At 47.6% G+C, this 17,019-nt stretch carries 18 protein-coding genes, 1 tRNA gene and 1 other annotated feature; of the genes, 14 read left to right on the top strand and 5 right to left on the bottom strand.

Annotation, left to right across the window (positions count from 1 at the left end):
• Window positions 1-77 precede the first annotated feature (77 nt).
• The 3 genes from NDI48_26495 to NDI48_26485 form a co-directional block, all read right to left on the bottom strand.
• Window positions 78-623, bottom strand: coding sequence for a DUF456 family protein (locus tag NDI48_26495; protein ID MEP0834718.1), 546 nt, complete (start codon window positions 621-623; stop codon window positions 78-80).
• A 6-nt stretch (window positions 624-629) separates the two neighbouring features.
• Entirely contained in the window at window positions 630-1,298 is a 669-nt protein-coding gene (locus tag NDI48_26490; protein ID MEP0834717.1) for a cofactor assembly of complex C subunit B, read from the bottom strand.
• 85 nt (window positions 1,299-1,383) lie between these two features.
• Window positions 1,384-2,112, bottom strand: coding sequence for a response regulator transcription factor (locus tag NDI48_26485; protein ID MEP0834716.1), 729 nt, complete (start codon window positions 2,110-2,112; stop codon window positions 1,384-1,386).
• 191 nt (window positions 2,113-2,303) lie between these two features.
• Between NDI48_26485 and radA the strand changes: the two genes are divergently transcribed.
• Window positions 2,304-3,896 (top strand): DNA repair protein RadA, encoded by a 1,593-nt coding sequence (gene radA, locus NDI48_26480; protein ID MEP0834715.1) that lies wholly within the window; start codon window positions 2,304-2,306, stop codon window positions 3,894-3,896.
• Window positions 3,897-3,984: 88 nt separating this feature from the next.
• On the opposite strand, the gene NDI48_26475 is transcribed toward radA, so the two are convergent.
• Window positions 3,985-4,731, bottom strand: coding sequence for a creatininase family protein (locus NDI48_26475; protein ID MEP0834714.1), 747 nt, complete (start codon window positions 4,729-4,731; stop codon window positions 3,985-3,987).
• A gap of 518 nt (window positions 4,732-5,249) precedes the next feature.
• On the opposite strand from NDI48_26475, the gene NDI48_26470 reads away from it, so the two are divergent.
• From NDI48_26470 to NDI48_26410, 13 genes are all read left to right on the top strand, one after another.
• Window positions 5,250-6,002 (top strand): response regulator transcription factor, encoded by a 753-nt coding sequence (locus NDI48_26470; GenBank protein MEP0834713.1) that lies wholly within the window; start codon window positions 5,250-5,252, stop codon window positions 6,000-6,002.
• A 150-nt stretch (window positions 6,003-6,152) separates the two neighbouring features.
• Window positions 6,153-7,526 carry a PAS domain-containing sensor histidine kinase gene (locus NDI48_26465; protein ID MEP0834712.1) on the top strand — a complete coding sequence of 458 codons (1,374 nt, stop codon included), beginning with the start codon at window positions 6,153-6,155 and terminating at the stop codon, window positions 7,524-7,526.
• Between the two features lie 68 nt (window positions 7,527-7,594).
• Window positions 7,595-8,260, top strand: coding sequence for a phosphate signaling complex protein PhoU (gene phoU / locus NDI48_26460; GenBank protein MEP0834711.1), 666 nt, complete (start codon window positions 7,595-7,597; stop codon window positions 8,258-8,260).
• 657 nt (window positions 8,261-8,917) lie between these two features.
• A complete protein-coding gene (locus tag NDI48_26455) occupies window positions 8,918-10,930 on the top strand; it encodes an iron uptake porin (GenBank protein MEP0834710.1) in 2,013 nt (670 codons plus the stop codon).
• A gap of 217 nt (window positions 10,931-11,147) precedes the next feature.
• Window positions 11,148-11,510, top strand: a complete 363-nt coding sequence (gene rplS, locus NDI48_26450) for a 50S ribosomal protein L19 (protein ID MEP0834709.1) — start codon at window positions 11,148-11,150, stop codon at window positions 11,508-11,510.
• Between the two features lie 96 nt (window positions 11,511-11,606).
• A tRNA-Trp gene (locus NDI48_26445) sits at window positions 11,607-11,679 on the top strand.
• A gap of 281 nt (window positions 11,680-11,960) precedes the next feature.
• Window positions 11,961-12,197, top strand: a complete 237-nt coding sequence (gene secE / locus NDI48_26440; GenBank protein MEP0834708.1) for a preprotein translocase subunit SecE — start codon at window positions 11,961-11,963, stop codon at window positions 12,195-12,197.
• Window positions 12,194-12,811, top strand: coding sequence for a transcription termination/antitermination protein NusG (nusG, locus tag NDI48_26435; GenBank protein MEP0834707.1), 618 nt, complete (start codon window positions 12,194-12,196; stop codon window positions 12,809-12,811). The genes secE and nusG overlap by 4 nt, the downstream gene beginning before the upstream one ends.
• Before the next feature lie 2 nt (window positions 12,812-12,813).
• Window positions 12,814-13,239 (top strand): 50S ribosomal protein L11, encoded by a 426-nt coding sequence (rplK, locus tag NDI48_26430; protein MEP0834706.1) that lies wholly within the window; start codon window positions 12,814-12,816, stop codon window positions 13,237-13,239.
• Between the two features lie 93 nt (window positions 13,240-13,332).
• Window positions 13,333-14,049 (top strand): 50S ribosomal protein L1, encoded by a 717-nt coding sequence (rplA, locus tag NDI48_26425; protein MEP0834705.1) that lies wholly within the window; start codon window positions 13,333-13,335, stop codon window positions 14,047-14,049.
• A gap of 45 nt (window positions 14,050-14,094) precedes the next feature.
• Window positions 14,095-14,261: a sequence feature (ribosomal protein L10 leader region), on the top strand.
• A 134-nt stretch (window positions 14,262-14,395) separates the two neighbouring features.
• On the top strand, window positions 14,396-14,944 hold the full coding sequence (gene rplJ, locus NDI48_26420; GenBank protein ID MEP0834704.1) for a 50S ribosomal protein L10: 549 nt from the start codon (window positions 14,396-14,398) through the stop codon (window positions 14,942-14,944).
• A 92-nt stretch (window positions 14,945-15,036) separates the two neighbouring features.
• Window positions 15,037-15,432 (top strand): 50S ribosomal protein L7/L12, encoded by a 396-nt coding sequence (gene rplL, locus NDI48_26415; protein MEP0834703.1) that lies wholly within the window; start codon window positions 15,037-15,039, stop codon window positions 15,430-15,432.
• Window positions 15,433-15,944: 512 nt separating this feature from the next.
• Entirely contained in the window at window positions 15,945-16,310 is a 366-nt protein-coding gene (locus NDI48_26410; GenBank protein ID MEP0834702.1) for a Mo-dependent nitrogenase C-terminal domain-containing protein, read from the top strand.
• Between the two features lie 209 nt (window positions 16,311-16,519).
• Here NDI48_26410 and NDI48_26405 read toward each other — a convergent pair whose 3' ends face one another.
• Window positions 16,520-16,705, bottom strand: a complete 186-nt coding sequence (locus tag NDI48_26405; protein ID MEP0834701.1) for a hypothetical protein — start codon at window positions 16,703-16,705, stop codon at window positions 16,520-16,522.
• Window positions 16,706-17,019 lie beyond the last annotated feature (314 nt).

Below are 17,019 nucleotides of genomic sequence, written 5' to 3'. Positions count from 1 at the left end.
AATGTGCTAAAAATCACACTAAACAGAGGTGCAATTCCGCATGGTTGCCCCATTCGTAAGGATTTCATTGAAATTTCTTATACCCCAGCTCCTGGAGGCCAAGTGGAGACGACAAAAATGACCACTGCGACGATCGCAAGCAACCCTTCAATTAAATTCCCAATCAGCGAACCCACAACCACTCCCACACCCGCCTTAACCGACTGCTGCGTTCTTTCTGAGAGCGGCAATTCCCGCCGATAGATAAACTCTCCAACAATAGCTCCCAACAGAGGGCCAATCAGAATACCCACCAGTGGCCCTCCAAACAGCCAAGCTGGCAGAAGACCGAAAAATCCTAACAATAACCCCACAAAGGCACCAATTTGCCCCCATTTACTGGCACCCGCTTGTCTAGCCCCCCAGTAAGTGGCTAAAAATTCAACTCCAGCACTCAAAATCAAAATCAAAAATATCGAGATCAGGGGTAGCCAGTTTACATTCGCCACACCCTGGCTCACCTGAACGATAATCCAAACTAAAATTGCTCCTAAAATCAAGCTAGGGCCAGGAATGCCGGGAACCACTGCCCCGACAACACCCACCAACATCACAGCAATCAGTATCCAGTAAAGAATTGTCATCAATATTTAACCTTCAGCAGTGGCGAAATCATCGGCAAATCGGCTGAGGGTATTGGCCAGTTTGTCTGCAATCCCCTCGATCCAATTCTCATCTTGTTTCGTGTAACTGCGGGGGGCATTCGCCGCTAAAATCAGTGCCCCCTGATCGCCAACTGGTTGGCAGATGACTCCTTGAGTATTTTCTGGCAGGTAGTCAAATTCAATGCGTCCAGGATATAGCTTGAGATCCACTAAGTAAACAGGCTTTTGTTTTCCCATGACTCGGCTCAAAATAGCTCCTGGTTTGACTTCTGGGTTAACGCCTAAAACACCTCGACGCAACAGAACCTTACCTTGATAGAACACCACTAGCGATCGCGTCACTGTATTCGTCAGCAACAGATGTGACGCCCATGCGAGTTCAATCTTCACCTGTTCCGGTAGTTCAGGTGCTAATTCCAACCCCTCCTCTCCGATCAGGTTAACCGCTTCCGGCGATCGCGGCTGTACCTGCTGCCACAGTAAACCTGTCAAAATCAACACTGCGCTTAAAATCACTCCTAAAGCATCTGAACGTGCCTGAGATTCCGTGAGTTGAGGCGTCAACACACGGTTAGTCAGCAGCAGAACTCCTGCAACGCCTCCCACAACCAACGGAAGTTGTCGCAGTACATAGTTTTGATCAGGTTTAGCCATGCTTGTGTAAAGGGATGAAGGATAAAGGCTGAAGAATTTACATTATTTGTATTCTCCAAGCAAAGGCTATTTCATACTTCATACTTCACTCCTCCCCTGGTTCAATAATTCGCTGGAACAAATAGCCCGTCCCGCGTGCGGTCAAAATCAGCTCAGGATTGCTGGGGTCGTCTTCCAGCTTCGCCCGTAGCCGTGAGATGTGGACATCCACCACGCGGGTATCGACATGGCGTTCTGGTGTGTAACCCCACACCTCCTGCAAAATCTCTGATCGCGAGAAGGGTTCCCCAGAACGGCTGACTAATAACTCTAGGAGACTGAACTCCATACCGGTGAGCCGGATGCGCTCATCTCCCTTATACACCTGCCGCTTGTTGGTGTCGATTTTGATCAGACTGACGTGGATGACGCCAGAACTGGGAATCCCAGAAGCGCCTACCTTGTCAACCCGCCGTAATACAGAGCGGATGCGGGCTTCCAACTCTTTCGGCGAAAAGGGCTTGACAACATAGTCATCTGCCCCTAATTCCAGACCTGTAATTCGGTCGGCAACATCCCCTAATGCCGTTAGCATGATGATGGGGACATCGGATTCCTTTCGCAATTCCTGACAAACCCCGTAACCGTCGAGCTTCGGCATCATTACATCCAAAACCACTAGGTCAGGGTCTGCATTACGAAAGGTTTCCAGAGCTTCTTCTCCATCGGCTGCTGTGACAACATCGTAGCCAATCATGGAAAGACGCGTTTCCAAGATGCGGCGGATACTGGCTTCATCATCAACAACGAGGATTTTTTCCTTATGATTTTCCAATTGACTCAGTACTCCCAAAAGATACTCGGCGAATTGTTAATTTATTGAGTAGCTTATCTCTAAGATATAACGCTATAAGAAGCTTTTTTAAGAGTTGAATGCTCTATCTGTTGGTGGTTTGCCGCTTATCTTACCTATTTCTTTAATTATTAAGATTTCCTTAATAATCCTTAACACTTCCTTGGCTCAGGATGGCAAAGACTAAATCTGTATATATATGTAACCAATGTGGGGAAAACTTCTCACAATGGTTTGGTAAATGTTCAGCCTGCGGCACCTACAACTCCCTAGAAGAAGAGGTTTTAACTTCAACCCCTCCCAATATTAATCGGGGCGGTTGGCAATCTAATACCCGTTCCGATCGCAAGTCAGCCACTAAAGGGCCAGCCCAACCGAGATCGTCGCTGAAGTTCTCGGAAATTTCTAACAATGTCCAGATGCGGTTTGCGTCCGGCTACAGTGAACTCGATCGCGTACTAGGGGGAGGGATTGTACCTGGCTCGTTGGTGTTGATTGGTGGCGATCCAGGAATTGGGAAATCGACGCTGCTGCTGCAAGTGGCGAATCAGCTAGCGCACAACCATCGTATCCTTTATGTTTGTGCAGAAGAATCAGGACAACAGGTAAAACTACGAGCCTCTCGCTTGGGCGTTGGAGCTAAACCCGTCGAAGAGGAGGAATCTAGCGGTGCCGTCAAAAAGCGGGGGAAGTCATCCCAGAACGGACACAAAGACTCTGTGGGTTCACAAAGCCAAGCAACTCCAGGAACACCATCCCAACCCAATGCGGATGCAAGCCTCTACGTACTCCCAGAAACCGATTTGGAGGAAGTGCTACGGGAGTTGGAGTCCCTCAAGCCGCAGGTTGCTGTGATTGATAGTATTCAGACGCTGTACTTCGCCGCCTTAACTTCTGCTCCCGGTTCAGTAGCGCAGGTGAGGGAATGTACGTCAGCGCTAATGCAGGTAGCGAAACGCGAGAATATTACGCTGCTGATTGTGGGACACGTTACCAAAGAAGGCGCGATCGCAGGCCCAAGAGTATTAGAACACTTGGTGGATACCGTGTTGTATTTTGAAGGCGATCGCTTTGCCTCTCATCGCTTGCTGCGTTCTGTCAAAAACCGCTTTGGTGCTACCCACGAAATCGGCATTTTTGAAATGGTGGATAAAGGCTTGCAGGAAGTCCTTAATCCCTCTGAGCTGTTTTTAGGCAACCGAGATGAAAGTAGTCCCGGCACAGCTACCGTTGTGGCTTGTGAAGGCACCCGTCCACTCGTGGTGGAGTTGCAAGCGCTAGTGAGTCCTGCTAGTTACGGTTCACCTCGTCGCTCAACCACAGGTGTAGACTATAACCGATTGCAACAAATTCTCGCGGTTTTGGAAAAGCGGGTGGGGATTCCCCTATCGAAGTTAGATGCCTACGTTGCCACATCGGGCGGGTTAGGCGTTGAGGAACCGGCGGCAGATTTGGGCGTTGCGATCGCAGTTGTTGCCAGTTTTCGCGATCGCATTGTCGATCCCCGCACGGTGATGATCGGTGAAGTGGGCTTAGGTGGACAAGTGCGGCTAGTTTCTCAAATGGAACTCCGCCTAAAAGAAGCCGCCAAGTTAGGCTTTAAGCGAGCGATTATTCCCAAAGGACAAACCTTACCGGATATGGGTTTAGAAATCATCCCGGTTGCTAGAGTACTCGATGCTATTATTGCCGCCTTGCCTGGAGGTTTGCGCCAGAATTTGGATGATGAGGATGATGAGGATGATGAGGAGATGTCAGAGATTTGAAGGTTGGAAGGTTGGAAGGTTAAAGGTTTGCAAGGTTGATACTAGTCTTTGTAACCTGCGAACTTTCGCCCTGCTAACTTTCAACCCATCAATCCGCACTCAAAAATTCCAAATAGCAACTACTCAATTCCTTCACCGACTGCTCATAAAATTGTCTTCCATGTTCCGGCGTCGCCAAAGATGGGTTAGAACCCATCCGTCCATCGGGATAGCGCCGTCGAAAGTCTACTGCACCATAGATCATATGTCCGGAACCGGCAGAGGCGAGTAAGGGGGCGTCCTTGATCGCTTCAGGATAGAGATACTGAGTAACGGCGATTTCACTCGGTGTGGCATGGGAACCCTCTTGGTTGCCATACAACTCCTTCGCTAATTTATAGACAGAGGCACAGGTGAACCAATTAGCAACACGGCACTGCACCTGTTCTGCGTTAGGAATATTTAAGTCTGTTAAGTGAGCGTAACTCTCAGCAAAAGCCGCCTTCAAGGTGGCAATATTACCCCCGTGACCATTAATAAAGAAAAATTTAGTAAATCCCGCTCTGGTTAAACTACTGAGATAATCTCGAACTAGCTGAATTAGCGTACTCGGTTGCAAGCTAATCGTACCGGGGAATCCCGTATGATGCAGTGCCATTCCGACATTAATGGTTGGGCCAACTAAAGCGTTAGTGGCTTCGCCCACACCCTTGGCGATCGCTTCTGCACAAATCGCATCAGTGCCAATTAACCCTGTCGGCCCATGTTGCTCAGTTGAGCCAATGGGCAAAATAATTCCTGAAGACTGCTTTAGATAAGCCTCAACCTCTGTCCAAGTACACAAATGTAGCAACATTGTTCTTTAGTCTCGCGTCGATAATCTTTAGGCTCTGTATGCTCTGTAGACGATGGCAGGAGTTTGTCGCGTCGGCAAGTCCTCTCAATTTTGGCTGATGTAGACTCTTGCGAGAAAGCGACCCGTAACGATAGCGATGCACTTATAGCTCCAAGCCGCAACGGGATTGGAGACGTATAAGATTGAAGCTGAAGTAGATAACCCTGAGGGTTGCAACCGATGAAACAGTGAAAGCAAGAGAGCCGTAATCTACAGCTCTCTGCCTTTATGCTGTCAACCCCTCTATCTGTCATACTAAGCGTATGACTTGTATTACATCCTGTGAATATTATTGCAATAAGTTGGCATCAGCAACAAACTCAAGCAAAACTTATTAACTCTTAAAACGCTAGCGTTTACAGGTTTGTGTAAAGCTGTACTAAGAAGACGTATATTCCTAGACCTTTTTTCTCTGTGTGAGGGAGTAGTTTTGGTGTATACCTTGGCTTAGAACTTCAAAACACTCGGTTACTTAATTTATGCTTTCTCTCGATCTACCGCAGAGTCCTACCCGTCCAGAGCTGACGCAAGCGACGCGAATTCTGGTCGTGGAAGACGAAGATTTAATTCGGGAAATGCTTGTTCTAGCTTTAGAAGAAGAAGGCTTCGAGGTGACCACGGCCATCGATGGGCGTACAGCACTAGCACTGTTTCAAGATGGCGAGCCAGCAGACGGGGAGTTCCAATTTGACTTACTCATTTTGGATTTGATGTTGCCTCAGATCAATGGATTAGATCTGTGTCGCTTGTTACGTTACCAGGGGAACTTTGTCCCTATCTTGATTCTCAGCGCCAAAGCCAGTGAAACAGACCGGGTTTTGGGCTTGGAAGTCGGCGCAGATGACTACCTCACCAAACCCTTCAGTATGCGCGAGCTGATTGCCCGTTGCCGTGCCTTACTGCGTCGTCAACGCCTGATCTCCTTGCCTCAAACACCCATGCTGCAAATGCGGGATGTTACCCTCTACCCTCAAGAGTGCCGCGTCATGGTTCGGGGGAAAGAAGTTAATTTATCACCCAAGGAATTCCGACTTTTAGAACTATTCATGAGTTATCCGCGCCGGGTTTGGTCGCGAGAACAGTTAATCGATCAGGTATGGGGGCCCGATTTTTTGGGTGACACAAAAACAGTGGATGTTCATATTCGCTGGTTGCGAGAAAAATTAGAACAAGACCCCAGTCAGCCAGAATACCTGATTACAGTTCGGGGTTTCGGCTACCGCTTTGGTTGAACAGGGCAATAAGAAGGTTGAAGCTTGGCGGCGCTCGGACACAGTGATAGAGTTTGAGCCGTTGAGAGTTGAACGTGTTATGCCAGTATTGAAAAGTTACAATGTTTAAACTTTCAACCTGCAAATCTTCAACCTTGCAACCAATAAACGATGACCCTACTGGCATTTCTACTGGGTCTGGCTGTGGGAATTGGGTTTTGCCTCTGGCAGAGGCAACGACTCCAACGGCAACTGGAACAAATGTTGGGTGTATTACAGACGGATGCCTCTAGTACAGCTCTGTCAGCCGTTTCTCGCTTGCGACAAGAAATTGCGCTAGCCAATGAGCATCGAGCCAAGCTGGAAGAAAGACTGCAAACAGGGCGGCGACTGCTAGAGGTAGCACCCGTCGGATACTTGCAGGTCGATGAAGAGAATCGGTTACTCTGGTGCAATGAGCAAGCGCGTCAGTTGTTGCAGATTGATCGATGGGAACCCAGACAGCTACGCTTATTACTAGAACTGGTGCGTTCCTACGAACTCGATCAGCTCATTGAACAAACTCGTCATCAGCAAAAACCGACTATCCAAGAATGGGTCTTTCACCCTCCTTGTTTAGATGGGGAAGCGATGGGGGATGTACAATCGCTCACCTTACGCGCTTCGAGTTGGCCTCTCCCTCACGGACACGTTGGAGTCTTTCTGGAAAATCGGCAACCTCTCGTCGAACTCGCTCAATCCCGCAATCAGTGGTTTTCGGACTTAGCCCACGAACTGAGAACACCTCTGACTTCAATTCGCTTGGTAGCGGAAGCTTTAGAAGGACGTCTGGAGAATCCTGCACGCCGCTGGGTTGAACAACTGCTGCACGAAACCAACCGACTGATCAACCTTGTTCAAAATTGGCTGGAACTCAGCAATCTAGAGAAAAACCCTAGCCAAAGTCTCACTTATCAGTCGATAGAACTGCGGTCTTTAATTCAGTCCACCTGGTTAACTGTGGAACCTTTGGCACAGCAAAAGCAACTATGTTTGGCCTATTTTGGCCTGGACACCCTCTGGATCAGAGCTGATGAAGCCCGCCTCACCCAAGTTTTTCTGAATTTATTCGATAACAGTATTAAACACAGCTTTCCTCAAGGAACCATTCAGGTTGAAGTGACTCGCCTAGAAGCACCAGCCGTCGATAGTGAGGTTGAGGTGACGATTGATTCTTTCCCCTTGGGCAACGCCTCCGACGAGCTTGAGCGCAACGCTTCAGGCTCACTGATTCAAATCGATATCATTGACTCAGGCGCTGGTTTCACCGAATCAGACTTACCTCATGTTTTTAAGCGGCTTTACCGAGGAGATCCCTCACGGCAAAAGTCACCAGGTACATCTGAGCCTTGTACCATCGTCGGAAGCAGTGGTAGTGGCTTAGGACTCTCCATTGTGCAACAAATTATTCAAGCTCACGGAGGTACTGTCCAGGCGAAAAATCATCCGGAGACGGGGGGGGCTTGGTTACAAATTCAACTACCCGATCGCAAAAATTTACTTTAAGTTAACGTTGATTTGCTATCACTGTAAATAGTCGTTAATACTCGCTCTGATTCTTTAAGGCATTTGAGGTGAGTCTATCTTCTGCAAATAGCAATTCTGAACGTCTTCATTTTCAACGCAGCCTCAGGCGCTTAGAGCAAGATGTCTTGCGTATGGGCGCATTGGTTGAAAACTCTTTCCGTATGAGCCACCAAGCTCTATTTTCCCAAAACTTGGAAGCCGCCCAGGCCCTTCCCTTACTCGATCAGCAAATTGATCGCTATTATCGCCATATTGAGTTAGAGTGTGCCACGCTGATGACGCTTGAAGCCCCCGTGGCTCAGGACTTACGCCTCCTCAGCGCGTTTATGCAGTTGGTGCGAGACTTAGAGCGCATTGGCGATTATGCCGAAGATTTAGCCGAACTTGCCCTCAAACTCTTACCCTACCCGCCTCATGCTTGCTTACCTCAAATTGAGGTGATGTCTCATCATGCCCAAGCGATGCTCGCTACCAGTTTAGTGGCGCTAGCCGATTTAGACGCCAACGCTGGGCGCTCGATTCAGGAGCTGGATGATAAAGTCGATACAGCTTACGACACACTTTACCACACCCTAGCTCATCAACAGGATATCAAAGGCGTTGTGGAACCTATTCTCTTGTTAGCTCTCGTCATTCGTCATTTGGAACGCATGGCCGATCATGCCACCAACATTGGTCAACGAGTGACTTACATTGTCACAGGTCATCGATAGAAAAAGTCAAAAATCCAAAAAGGTCATGGCTCTTTGATTCCTCAATCCAGTCATGACTAATGCTGGCTTAACCTCAGGATTACCCAACTCTTACCAATTCCTAAACTGACCGCCCTACTATCGTTACAAGAACTCTGGCTCGTTTATACGAAATGGCGAATAGGCTGGGATTGAGTTATTTCCTCAATTCTTCCCAGGAGTCTTTGATGATGTTTGCCAAACGTACCGCGACCGTGTGTTCAAAAGCAAGTTTTAGTTTATACTATCTTGAAATTAAAATTTTTAAGTTGGGATTATTAGGTCAGTAAAGCCGAACACAATAGTGTTTAATCCTTGGCACGAGTGAATTTTAAAACCACTCCTTGTTACTCTTCGCTCAAATGTGTACCAGATTACAAAACTAGCTGGCATTGCTCTAAGTATTTAATTCATTGACTAAATAAAAGGTGATTTTTGTTCGTTTAGTTTTAGGGATGCTAGAAGTTTTTTGAAATCAGTAAATATTTTCAAAAAATTATTGTCAGATAAAAAAAGATGATACTCTAATTTATGAGTAGTGATTTCGATGGTGTTTAATAAAATCAAGAACTCTGTGGCTGATGAATCCACGTTTCATGTTTCTTGATCGTCTATTCGGTGTGAGGATTAATAAGCATCATGTCAACCTTGTTTTGGAAAATTCTAAGGCTCAGTCCAGTTGTACTGGGAGCTTCTCTATTGTTTTCTGGGAGCGCTTATGCTCAAGAGAGTTCGTCCAAACAGACAACGGGAAATTCTACTGAAGTTACGACGGCGTCGTCAACTGAGCTGCCTCAAACTCCAGTTATTTCTAGCAGCCCTATTGCTTCCCAAAATGTTCCTGACCCAACAGTAGCCACTGGAACAGACCGAGCTGCACTACCTGAGAGCGCAGTTGAAGCCTCAAACCAGCTACCTGAGATTACACAGACCCAACCCTCCGTTTCCCCACAAACCCCAACCCACCCTAGCGTTAATGTAAACGGGGCTGAGAGTACCCTGGCTCAACAGGTACCCGCCTCAGATAACACAACCGCTGAATCTGGCGAAGTTTTGCAGCAAATCCAGCAATATCAAGAAAATAACGGTAGTGCTGACTCGATTGACCAAGTCACCAATGTCACCCAACTGAGCGACGTCAGACCTACGGATTGGGCTTATGAAGCGCTGCGAAGTCTTGTAGAGCGCTATGGGTGTATTGCAGGTTATCCCGATGGTACTTTCCGGGGCAACCGAGCGATGACACGCTATGAATTTGCTGCTGGATTGAATGCCTGCTTACAGCAAATTGAGCGGCTCGTCGGAGGTGGTGGTGAAAACTTCGTTACTAAACAGGATCTGGAAACGCTGCAACGGCTGGTTGATGAATTCAGATCGGAAATAACCGCCCTGGGAACGCGAGTGGATCAGTTGGACGGACGGGTAGCGTTCTTAGAAGATCACCAGTTCTCGACAACGACCAAGCTTCGCGGTGAAGTCATCTTCGCTATTAGCGATTTGTTTGGCGATCAAGCGGCGGGGAGAAGAGCCTTTCCCGGCGATCGCGATTATGCCAGAGATGAGACAGTCTTCCAAGATCGGGTACGGCTTGCTTTCGAGACCAGCTTCACAGGGAAAGATTTATTGCGGACTCGTCTTCAGGCCGGTAATGTTACTGAGTTTGGCCCGTTAAGAAGTTCTACGCCCGCTGCTCCAGGTACCAATATCACCAGAGAGGGTCGATTTGGTTTCTCATCATTTACTGGCGATCCGAATAGCAGTGGCAACAATATTGAGATCGACCGATTATTCTACCGCTTTCCACTAGGAAACTTCGGCCAAGCATACCTCCTAGCCCTTGGGGTTCCCTTTGAAGACATTGTGGATGTAGTCAACCCTGGCTTAGACTCCAGTGGTACGGGTGCTTTGTCCCGCTTTGGTCGTTTTAGCCCCATCTATCGTATGGGTCGTCAGGGGACAGGGGCGGCATTAACCTTGGGTGGAGGAAAACGTCCTCTCCGATTTGACGCAGTTTATACGAGTGATGAGGGCAACAATCCTGATGAAGGCGCTGGCCTTTTTGATGGCAACTACAGCGCTCTAGCTCAGCTATCCTTTAAGCCATTCGAGGCCTTCAAAATCGCTGCAACTTACGTGAATTCGTACACGGGTAGCGGTATAGGACTCAATCACGGTACAGGGAGTATTGCTTCTAATGTCCAAGTTACTGGTCGTCCTGTGGTTGGTAACTCCTACGGTCTAGAAGCCTCTTTTGCCTTCAGTCCCAAACTGATTTTGAGTGGCTGGGGTGCATACACGGCTGCCAGAGTGATTGGTGTCGGTGATGCAGATGTTTGGACATATGGCGGCACACTCTCGATCAACGATTTTGGCAAGAAAGGTAGCTCCCTCGGCTTTGTGGTGGGTATGGAACCCAAGCTGACGGGTACGAGTAGTGCAGCTCTCGCCAGTCGGATTGGTGGTCTTCAGGCGATTGATGTGGGTCGTCGCAGCGATCGCGACACCAGCCTCCACCTAGAAGGCTTCTATAGGTTCAGACTATCCCCCAATATTCTCATCACTCCTGGTGTGATCTGGCTGACGGCACCGGGTCATGATAGCCGCAACGACGACATCTTTATCGGTACCCTCCGAACCACATTCACCTTCTAGTCAAGTTGGTGGTCAACTGGGTGAAGCACATTTTACTAATTTCTCAGAGAAGCTTTCTGTTCATCAGTATTGCTAAGTGCTTCACGGTTGGCTAGTAAGCGAAGAGAAGACATTAACAATCCCACTTTTTGAAAAGTGGGATTGTTTTTCGGAAATCTCTAGACGCAAGCTTAACGAACAGGCTATTATTAGAGATTGTGATTTTTATTAAAAAACCATGAAGGCTCAAGAGATTATTCGCTCGATCGAAGCGGAACAGCTGAAATCAAACCTTCCCGTGATTCATGTCGGCGACACGGTTCGGGTTGGGGTAAGAATCCGAGAAGGTGGCAAAGAACGGGTACAGCCTTACGAAGGCACCGTAATTGCTATGCGTAACGGTAGTATCAACGAAACCATCACAGTACGACGTGTTTTTCAGGGAGTCGGAGTAGAACGGGTATTCTTGATACATTCTCCGCGAGTGGAGAGCATTAAAATTATCCGTCGAGGTAAGGTGCGTCGGGCGAAGTTGTTCTATTTACGCGATCGCGTGGGTAAAGCGACTCGCATCAAACAACGCTTCGACCGGGGAATATAACTTAATTTGGCAAGGCATTGACTTTATGTTGACGCCCTGCGCTAAACTAAATAATGTGATGTGAGGGGTTTAAGATTACTACCCCAATCACTCCGTGCGCTCTTAGTTCAGTTGGTAGAACGCAGGTCTCCAAAACCTGATGTCGGGGGTTCAAGTCCTCCAGGGCGCGCTCTAAAATCAATACAATGTAGAAAGACAAAGTTCCGTTTCTGCCCGAAGGCACTACTTTGACTGTTCTTCTCCCATGAAAGTCAAAAAATTCGGGTAAACTTGTTGTGGAAGTGGTTGCAAAGTATCTCATCACGGAGATACCTTAAAGCTGCGTTAATGGAGGCTTGGCGATTGGGTTTCTCCGGGTAAACGCCCTGTCCTCCCACAAATATCAACGTTGTGGGCAGATAAATCCAAGAATCTTGCATCTAAAATCGAGTGACGGGGAGATTTAAGGTCGTGGCAAAAAAAACGAAAACTGAATCAGAGACTCAAAGCACTGAATCCGGGTTTAACGTAGCAACGTTCTTTGATGACACCAAAGAAGAACTCGGTAAAGTCGTTTGGCCGAGTCGGCAGCAGTTAATTAGCGAATCAGCAGCTGTGCTACTGATGGTAATCTTAAGCGCCACCTTAATCTATTTGGTGGATGGCCTATTTGTATGGGTATCACAGAGCGTATTCTTACCCCAATGAGTTTTGCAGCAGACGAATCAAACGATTCAAATCAACAACCCGAACAAACTCAAACCGCCCACTGGTATGCGGTTCAGGTGGCCTCTGGCTGTGAAAAGCGAGTCAAGACCAACCTGGAACAGCGCATTCAAACATTGGATGTGGCTGACCGGATTTTAAGAGTGCAGATTCCGCAGACGCCGACGGTGAAAATCCGGAAGGATGGTTCTCGGCAACACTCCGAAGAAAAAGTCTTCCCCGGTTACGTATTAGTCCAAATGGTGATGGATGACGACGCCTGGCAGGTTGTTAAAAACACACCAAATGTGATTAATTTTGTTGGGGCAGAACAAAAACGTCGCTATGGACGGGGACGGGGACATGTAAAACCCGTGCCACTGAGTCCCGGAGAAATCGAACGGATCTTCAAGCAAGCCCAGGAGCAAGAGCCGGTTGTCAAAATTGATATGGCAGTCGGAGACAAAATCGTGGTGCTTTCGGGTCCCTTCAAAGATTTTGAAGGCGAGGTGATTGAAGTTAGCCCCGAAAGGAGCAAACTGAAAGCGTTACTCTCGATTTTTGGACGAGATACGCCAGTAGAATTGGAATTCAACCAGGTTCAAAAAACTAGCTAGAAATGGCCAAAAAAGTCGTTGCAATGATTAAGTTGGCTCTCCCAGCGGGGAAAGCCAACCCTGCCCCGCCCGTTGGTCCGGCATTGGGTCAACACGGGGTCAATATTATGGCGTTCTGTAAGGAGTACAACGCCAAAACAGCCGATCAGGCGGGAATGGTCGTGCCGGTCGAAATTTCGGTGTTTGAGGATCGTAGCTTTACGTTTATTCTCAAAACTCCACCCGCATCTGTGCTGATTCAAAAGGCAGCAGGAATTCCCAAAGGGGCGAGTCAACCCAATAAGCAGAAAGTTGGGACAATTACGCGGGCGCAACTCCAAGAAATCGCCCAAACGAAAATGCCCGACCTCAATGCCAATGATATTGAGGCTGCAATGAAAATTGTAGAAGGAACCGCTCGCAATATGGGTGTAGCGATCGCGGATTAGTGCCCTCGCTTCAAGATTCACCCCAAACCAGTTAGTTGTAAACCCGATTCGGGGGAGAAGCGCTAGCTTCGTTAGTAACCCCAGGAGAGACAGATGACGAGAAAGCTATCACGGCGACTACAAGAACTACAAAAAAAGGTCGAGGATCGACCTTACGATCCCTTAGAAGCACTTAACCTCTTAAAAGAAACAGCAACGGCAAAATTCCCGGAATCAGCGGAAGCACATATCCGTTTGGGAATTGACCCGAAGTACACTGACCAACAACTGCGAACGACCGTAGCGCTACCCAAAGGCACCGGCCAAACGGTACGGGTAGCTGTGATTGCCAGAGGCGAGAAAGTTACGGAAGCGAGTAATGCCGGTGCTGATTTGGTCGGCTCTGAGGAATTGATTGACGAAATTCAAAAAGGCATGATGGACTTTGACCTCCTGATTGCTACCCCGGACGTGATGCCCCAAGTGGCAAAATTAGGTCGTCTTTTGGGTCCAAGAGGTTTGATGCCTTCTCCCAAAGGTGGAACCGTGACTTCTGATCTAGCCCAGGCGATTCAAGAATTCAAAGCTGGTAAACTAGAATTTAGGGCTGACCGCACCGGCATCGTCCATGTGTTGTTTGGTAAAGCATCCTTTAGCGCCGAAGACCTGCTAGTGAATCTGAAAGCTTTGCAGGAAACGATTGACCGCAACCGTCCTTCAGGAGCCAAGGGTCGTTATTGGCGCACTGTGTATGTATCTTCCACAATGGGGCCATCGATTCAAGTCGATATCAACGCCCTGCGCGACATGAAGGTGGGTGAAGCGGCCTAAGCTTGAAATTTGAGGTTTAGACTGATTCAAAATTCCAGACCGAAAAACTAAAGAAAGCTTGTGCTAAAGACAGCAGGTGCAAATGGCTTAATATCCTGCCGAGGTCAATGTGCTCGCGTATCTCTTGTGCCGCCGACATTCATGGAAGTGATGTGGCGTCCGAGATACGAAGTAAAACCCCGGCATGGCGTCTGGGGTTTTGTTTTGGTCGAGGGTTTAAGGGTAGAACGTTGAAAGTTTGAAGGTTGAAAGTTGAAAGTTCAAACCTCTGTTAACCTTCAATCGCGTCACCGACAACCTGCAACTAACCTTCAATCTGCAACTTTTTAAAGGAGGTGAGATAACGATGGGTAGAACACTTGAAAGCAAACAGGCAGTTGTGGCAGATCTCAAGCAAATCTTGAGTGAAGCTCAGCTAGCGGTTGTAATCAACTATCAAGGGCTGACCGTTGCTGAAATTACAGACTTACGGAGACGTTTACGCCCAACAGGCACCGTTTGCAAGGTGACCAAAAACACGCTAATGCGGCTGGCAATTGGAGAGGATGCCAAATGGCAACCGATGACGGAATTTCTTTCCGGTTCATCCGCGTTCATGCTGGTCAAAGACGACATTAGCGGCGCGATTAAGGCTTACCAAGACTTTCAAAAAGTCAGCAAAAAGACCGAACTCAAAGGCGGCGTGATGGAAGGTCGCGCCTTGAACGAAGATCAAGTCAAGGCGATTGGCGACTTGCCCTCGAAGGAACAACTGATTGCCCAAATTGCTGGGGCGATTAATGCGGTCACAACGAAGGTTGCTGTCAGTATTAATGAGGTTCCGGCTTCTCTGGGTCGATGCCTGCAAGCGATCGCGGACAAAGAGCAAGGCACCTCCGATAGTGAGGCGGCCTAAAACCGCGATCGGGAGCCTCTAGAGTTCCCAATGTATTTTGATTGCCCATTTACGTGGGCTAGCTAGAAAACTAATCTCAAAGGAGTTTACCAATGTCTGCTACAACCGATGAAATTCTCGAAAAACTCAAATCGCTGACGTTACTCGAAGCCGCTGAACTGGTTAAGCAAATTGAAGAAGCTTTCGGTGTCAGTGCAGCTGCTCCGGTCGGTGGCATGATGATGATGGCTCCTGGTGCGGGTGGGGCGGCCCCAGCGGAAGAAGTCGAAGAACAGACTGAATTTGATGTGATTCTCGAAGACGTTCCGGCTGATAAGAAGATTGCCATTCTTAAGGTGGTACGGACACTGACTGGCTTGGGTCTGAAAGAAGCCAAAGATTTGGTGGAAGCGGCTCCCAAACCCGTTAAGGAAGGAATTGCTAAGGATGCGGCTGAAGACGCCAAGAAGCAGTTGGAAGAAGCTGGCGCGAAGGTCAGCGTGAAGTAACATTTATTGGGATCAATGGGTTGGGCAAGCTCCCAACCCCCACAATAATTACTTTTTTGTAGAGCAGGCCGCTAGCCTGCTCTCTTTTTTATGTCAAATTTAACTCTAATATCAATCAAATAAGTAATTTAATATACAAAATTCCAGTCAAACTAAAGAGTGGAAAAATTGACTTGTTATTGCTGGCCTCGCTCTCTCCCAAGTCATAGCGACAACAACTAGCAAGGCCAAAAGTTACCCCTTCGGGTACTGATATTTTTACTCAGGAATAACACAGAGTAGATATAGCCACTTCATATTAATACTATTAGTAATTTTTGGATTGGCTCAGTACAAGCTTTGCTTTTTCTTATTTAAGATCAAGAAATCCTAGTTAATGGCTTGTACAACTTCATCTGAGCGAGAGGTTAATGGACAATTCTCCTATAGCGATCTCTCGTTGGTAAGTGATTGACCTACGGGAAATGATCGTTAAATTCGTCAACTAACTAACCCCAAATGAGGAAACATTCATGAATGCTATTTGCACCAATAATCCATCTAACCACCTAGCTAGCTTAGCTACCCCTTCTAATGAGAGCCCCCAATCAGCTAGAAGCCATCAAATACCGAAACTCTCATTCAACGCCTTACATCAGCTACGCCAATGGCTTGATCGAATCGAGATTCATGACCCTGATATGGCTCGATTTCTCGCTAGGGTGATTCCCGCTCAGTGCCCATTCGAGCGCGATATTATCATCTTTGGCCGTAAAGTTGGGCATATTCCCCCCTTGTGTAAACTGAATCCTTTCTACGAGCAGCTAGTCGGCTTGCGTTTTCGCGCTCTTTGTTTCCTAGCCGATCAATGTGGTGAAGATATACAATCCTATTGCTAAAGTTGAATACCATCTCTGACTCTGAATGCTTAGCTTGAGTGACGTTCTATACGTCAATCACCTCCTCCACAAAAGTCTTATCGTTAGCTCGATCAATACATTTAAGATTACCGCTCTCCCCGATTCAGCGGAACAATTTGGAGAGCTTGTAATACCAACCCTATTCCAGTTCATTGGCAAAAAAGTTCAGCGCATTTAAACGCAACTCTCTAATAAAACCATGGGCTTTTCATAAGTTCCTGGTCTTTTATCTGCAACATTACATATAGCGTCACAAACTGGTAACGGTGCGGCCTGAGTTGGTCAATAATTTCGGGTAACGCCTGCACACTTTTCGAGCGATCGCCACCATCATCATGGATTAATATGATGTTTCCTGGCTTAGCCCCCTCCACGACGCAACTCACTCATCGTTCGACACAAACGTCACGCTTGTGCCAGTCTCCAGCATCAACAGACCAGGAGACAATCACATCTTTATTGCTTCAGGGCATAGTTGGCTAATCTCTAATAAAGAAAGCCCTTGGGAGGACGAAATAAGAGGGTTTTAACACCCGCTATTTTCTTGAGGAATATAGCTGTTTTTATACACAAAAATTGTGAAAAGCTTGTGAAAAGATAGCATGAGCTATGCTTACGCCGACGCTCTAACTTTTGGGGGCGTCGCCCTACACTCCGTTTCGGGAAGCCCTTGGATAAAATAATAACA

The sequence above is a fragment of the Microcoleus sp. AS-A8 genome (genome assembly GCA_039962225.1).
Taxonomy (GTDB): Bacteria; Cyanobacteriota; Cyanobacteriia; order Cyanobacteriales; family Coleofasciculaceae; genus Allocoleopsis.
This window is presented reverse-complemented; position numbering and strand designations above follow the sequence as displayed.

Excerpts from the sequence above, each read along its gene's own strand:
- NDI48_26495 (MEP0834718.1), bottom strand. The coding sequence starts at position 623 with ATGACAATTCTTTACTGGATACTGATTGCTGTGATGTTGGTGGGTGTT.
- NDI48_26490 (MEP0834717.1), bottom strand. The coding sequence starts at position 1,298 with ATGGCTAAACCTGATCAAAACTATGTACTGCGACAACTTCCGTTGGTT.
- radA (MEP0834715.1), top strand. The coding sequence starts at position 2,304 with ATGGCAAAGACTAAATCTGTATATATATGTAACCAATGTGGGGAAAAC.
- NDI48_26475 (MEP0834714.1), bottom strand. The coding sequence starts at position 4,731 with ATGTTGCTACATTTGTGTACTTGGACAGAGGTTGAGGCTTATCTAAAG.
- NDI48_26470 (MEP0834713.1), top strand. The coding sequence starts at position 5,250 with ATGCTTTCTCTCGATCTACCGCAGAGTCCTACCCGTCCAGAGCTGACG.
- NDI48_26465 (MEP0834712.1), top strand. The coding sequence starts at position 6,153 with ATGACCCTACTGGCATTTCTACTGGGTCTGGCTGTGGGAATTGGGTTT.
- NDI48_26455 (MEP0834710.1), top strand. The coding sequence starts at position 8,918 with ATGTCAACCTTGTTTTGGAAAATTCTAAGGCTCAGTCCAGTTGTACTG.
- rplS (MEP0834709.1), top strand. The coding sequence starts at position 11,148 with ATGAAGGCTCAAGAGATTATTCGCTCGATCGAAGCGGAACAGCTGAAA.
- nusG (MEP0834707.1), top strand. The coding sequence starts at position 12,194 with ATGAGTTTTGCAGCAGACGAATCAAACGATTCAAATCAACAACCCGAA.
- rplK (MEP0834706.1), top strand. The coding sequence starts at position 12,814 with ATGGCCAAAAAAGTCGTTGCAATGATTAAGTTGGCTCTCCCAGCGGGG.
- rplA (MEP0834705.1), top strand. The coding sequence starts at position 13,333 with ATGACGAGAAAGCTATCACGGCGACTACAAGAACTACAAAAAAAGGTC.
- rplJ (MEP0834704.1), top strand. The coding sequence starts at position 14,396 with ATGGGTAGAACACTTGAAAGCAAACAGGCAGTTGTGGCAGATCTCAAG.
- rplL (MEP0834703.1), top strand. The coding sequence starts at position 15,037 with ATGTCTGCTACAACCGATGAAATTCTCGAAAAACTCAAATCGCTGACG.
- NDI48_26410 (MEP0834702.1), top strand. The coding sequence starts at position 15,945 with ATGAATGCTATTTGCACCAATAATCCATCTAACCACCTAGCTAGCTTA.